Here is a 3,751-nt window from a genome sequence, read left to right on the forward strand (position 1 = left end):
ATTCAAAATAGATCCGTGTTAAGTTATTTCGAAATACTTATTAAGACTGCTCTCAGAATACTGTCATTTAAAGTTAATTAATTGAAAGTATGCTAACAGGGTTCTACGTTTTCCTATTCTCAATTGCAATTACTTATCTGATGATAAGGATTTCACCATTTTTGGGAAATGTTGATAGACCTAATTCTCGTCGTCAAAGTTCAAGTGTTATGCCAACAGCCGGAGGAATTGCTATTGCCGGTACATGGTATATCGGGATTTTCTATTTATTGTATATTGGATCTATTAATTCGGCTTTGGTTAAAGCTTTGCTTTCGGGTTTAATTTTGGTTGTGGTCGGTCTTGTGGATGATATTTTTGAAATCAAGCCCGGCATAAGAATCGTTGCTCAAATTATAAGTGTAGGTTTAGCTCTTTATTTTCTAGGTGGTTTAAATTATGTAGATTTTGGATTTACAGAAACCAGATTTTCTATTCTTTTGACCCCCCTCGCCTTCTTAGGTATATTGTGGATGATAAATCTCTACAATTTTATGGATGGTATTGATGGATTTGCCGCCTTGGAAACAGCATTTATTTCCTTATTTCTCTTCCTATTTGCAGGAGCAAGTTATAATCTTTTACTCCTTGCAGCCATTTTGGGTTTTTTAATTTGGAATTGGCCAAAAGCTAAAATTTATATGGGAGATACAGGAAGTACACTTATTGGATTTACTTTTGGTGTACTTTTAATACGCTATCAAAATACCGGACAACTCAACCTGTTTACGGCTTTAATACCAATTTCCCTCTTTTGGTTTGATGCCAGCCTTACCCTCTTCCGCCGTTGGCGCAATAAAGAAAAACTTTCGGTTGCACATAAAAAGCATGCCTATCAACGTTTGGTACAAAGTGGTTTTTCACATCAAAAGGTAGTGCTTTGGAGTCTAATGGTAAATGGAATCCTCTTTGCTTTAGCTTGGGGAGCCTATACATTCCCTAAATTTGTGTTATTATTTTTTGGAGTGGCCTTGGTCTTACTTTATGGAATTACAAGGTGGGTGGATAAGAGAAAGGCGTTTAAGAAGAAGATTAGTGGAGAATAGTGTGAGGGTAAGAAATAAGAGCATAATGCGACAAAAAATAATTGAGTAATTGGGTAAAACAAAAGAGTCTCATAGATCCCGTATACACACTTCCTTCACACGGGGACAAGTAAGACCACAAATGCTTTCGCAGATTATCGCAGAGAAGAGATAAAGATTTTTTGATATGTATTTTGATAATTTTATTTGCGAAAATCAGCGTCTTTTATCAGCGGAAATCAGCGAGAAACAAGGAATAATTACATGATTGTGTAGGGATATGCTGACGCAGAGCGCAAAATCACAAAGTCCATATTTTCTTCTAAAAAGATAAAAACTCGGCTGAGAATTTATATATTTGGTAAAAAATATCGAGATGATATACTTACGTAAAATTTATATTCATAAAATAGAAAAAGCACTTAGTATTTTACCTATTGTGGTGCTTATTGGAGCTCGACAAGTTGGTAAAACTACCCTTATAAAAAGTTTGGACCTACCATCTGACAAACTGTTTTTGAACGGACAGGATGTCGAGATTATTGAAATATTTCAAAAATACTCAACATTAGAGTCATTTCTGAAATTTAATCTCAACACAAAACTTGAAGGTTTTTTATTAATTGATGAATTTCAATTTATACCAAATATAAGTACCATGCTTAAACTATTGGTAGATAAAAATGAAAACCTTAAAATCTTGTGTACCGGAAGTTCAAGCCTTGATATTTTACAAAATGTAGAAGAATCATTAGCCGGTCGTGTTAGAATTATTGAAGTTTTTTCACTTTCGTTTGATGAGTATCTTATGTTTACCGATAATGATTTATATCAATTATATCAGAAATATGACAATAAAACTGTTGATGTAGTTGTGAACAAGGCGATAGCGGATCATTTAGAACGATATATGTTATTTGGAGGATTACCGAGAGTAGCACTTGTTAATACTGAAAATGAAAAAATTGAACTGCTTGATGATATTTATCGTACCTATTTAATGCGTGATGTGCGTTCATATATACGTAATGAAGATACTGTTGGATTTAATAAATTACTAAAATTATTAGCTGCTCAAATAGGAAATTTAGTAAATGTAAATGAATTATCAAGTACGAGTGGACTGAGTTATAAAAAAACAAATGAATATATGTATTTGCTTGAGCAAATGTATATTATTAAATTAGTTGAGCCAATTTACACCAATAAACGAAAAGTTATTACCAAAATGCGAAAAGTCTATTTTACCGATATAGGCTTGTGTAATTTGATAAACGGTAGCTTTAACAGTTTTAACCGTAGAGCTGATGCGGCTAGTATTTTTGAAAACTATGTTTTTCTTGAATTAAAGCGTAAACTCGGACAAGCCGGTAAACTTTTTTACTACAGAACCCTTGATGGTACCGAAGTAGATTTTGTTATAAATAATTTTCATGGCATTATATCAGTAGAGGTAAAAAATAAGGCCATCAAAAAAGATGTGTTCCTTCGTAATTTAGATAGTTTTAATAAACTATTTAATGTATCTGAATCCTATATTGTTAATCAAACATTAAACCTTGTATCTAGCAATTATCACTATATTCAAGGATACTTAATACCAAAAATGGATTTACAAAAAAATTAGTTTAGTATGAAACAAAATTACGTGCTTACGTAGTTACGTGGTTCCCCTTCGACAAGCTCAGGAGGCTAAGGTTGAGGTTGAGTAAAAAAGAGCATAGCGCACAGGAGAAACGGTGAAGCCCTCAAGAAAGTTGACTCTAACAGTTATGAGATTCTTCCTCCTGAAGTCGTCAGAATGACAAAAATAGCGAACATTGCGGTAAAAATGATTATCAACGTGAAACAAAAGAGTCTTGCAGATCCCGTATACTCACTTCGTTCACACGGGAACAAGTAAGACCACAAATGCTTTCGCAGATTATCGCAGAGAAGAGATAAAAAATATATGGATATGTATATTTGATAATTTTATTTGCGAAAATCAGCGTTTTTTATCAGCGGAAATCAGCGAGAAAAAAAGAATAATTACGTGATTGTGTAGTGACGTGATTAAGAAAAGAGAGAGGAATAAAAAGTAAGGAGTAATATTGCAAATATTTTCTATAAAGCTGGTTTTGTAGAGAGTTGGGGTAAAGGAACAAATAACATGATTGAAGAATGCTTAAAAATGAAAATGCCTGAGCCCGAATATAAATACATTTTTAATAGTGTTCGTGTGACATTTTATAAAACTACCCAAGAAACTACCCAAGAAATAAAGAAAATTTCCACAAGAAATAAAATTATTGAAGCATTAGAGAAAAATAATTCATTAACCAGAGAGGACTTAGCCAAATTAACAAACGTAAGTTCAAATGCTATAAAACAACAACTTGCGAAGCTGAAAAAAGAGGGTAGAATTAAAAGAATAGGAAGTACTAAAACAGGCCATTGGAGAGTAATTGATAAAATAACACGCTAGATACTTATATAAAATACTTAGAGTTTGAAGTTGAAAGTACTTAAAGCTTAAAATAGAACTCTAGTCACTTTAGACACTTAATAACTTTAGTCACTTATAAAAAATGAATAGTCAGGAAACCCTTTGGTTTATTGGAAAGTGTTTGTCATTAGCTGTACACCCTGAGCGCGCTTTGGAAATTCAAAAAGTTCTACAATCAGGGAAAGTCAGTTGGGAATCA

General features: G+C 32.8%; 3 protein-coding genes. All 3 read left to right on the plus strand.

Annotated elements, in window-relative coordinates; translation table 11 throughout:
• The first annotated feature begins 140 nt into the window (after nt 1-140).
• The 3 genes from J7K39_09125 to J7K39_09135 all read left to right on the plus strand — a co-directional run bounded on the left by J7K39_09125 (nt 141) and on the right by J7K39_09135 (nt 3,531).
• On the plus strand, nt 141-1,085 hold the full coding sequence (locus J7K39_09125; protein MCD6180050.1) for a glycosyltransferase family 4 protein: 945 nt from the start codon (nt 141-143) through the stop codon (nt 1,083-1,085).
• A 355-nt stretch (nt 1,086-1,440) separates the two neighbouring features.
• Nucleotides 1,441-2,691, plus strand: a complete 1,251-nt coding sequence (locus J7K39_09130; GenBank protein ID MCD6180051.1) for an ATP-binding protein — start codon at nt 1,441-1,443, stop codon at nt 2,689-2,691.
• Nucleotides 2,692-3,237: 546 nt separating this feature from the next.
• A complete protein-coding gene (locus J7K39_09135) occupies nt 3,238-3,531 on the plus strand; it encodes a winged helix-turn-helix transcriptional regulator (GenBank protein MCD6180052.1) in 294 nt (97 codons plus the stop codon).
• Nucleotides 3,532-3,751: the final 220 nt, after the last annotated feature.

Source organism: Bacteroidales bacterium, assembly GCA_021157585.1.
Taxonomy (GTDB): Bacteria; Bacteroidota; Bacteroidia; order Bacteroidales; family UBA12170; genus UBA12170.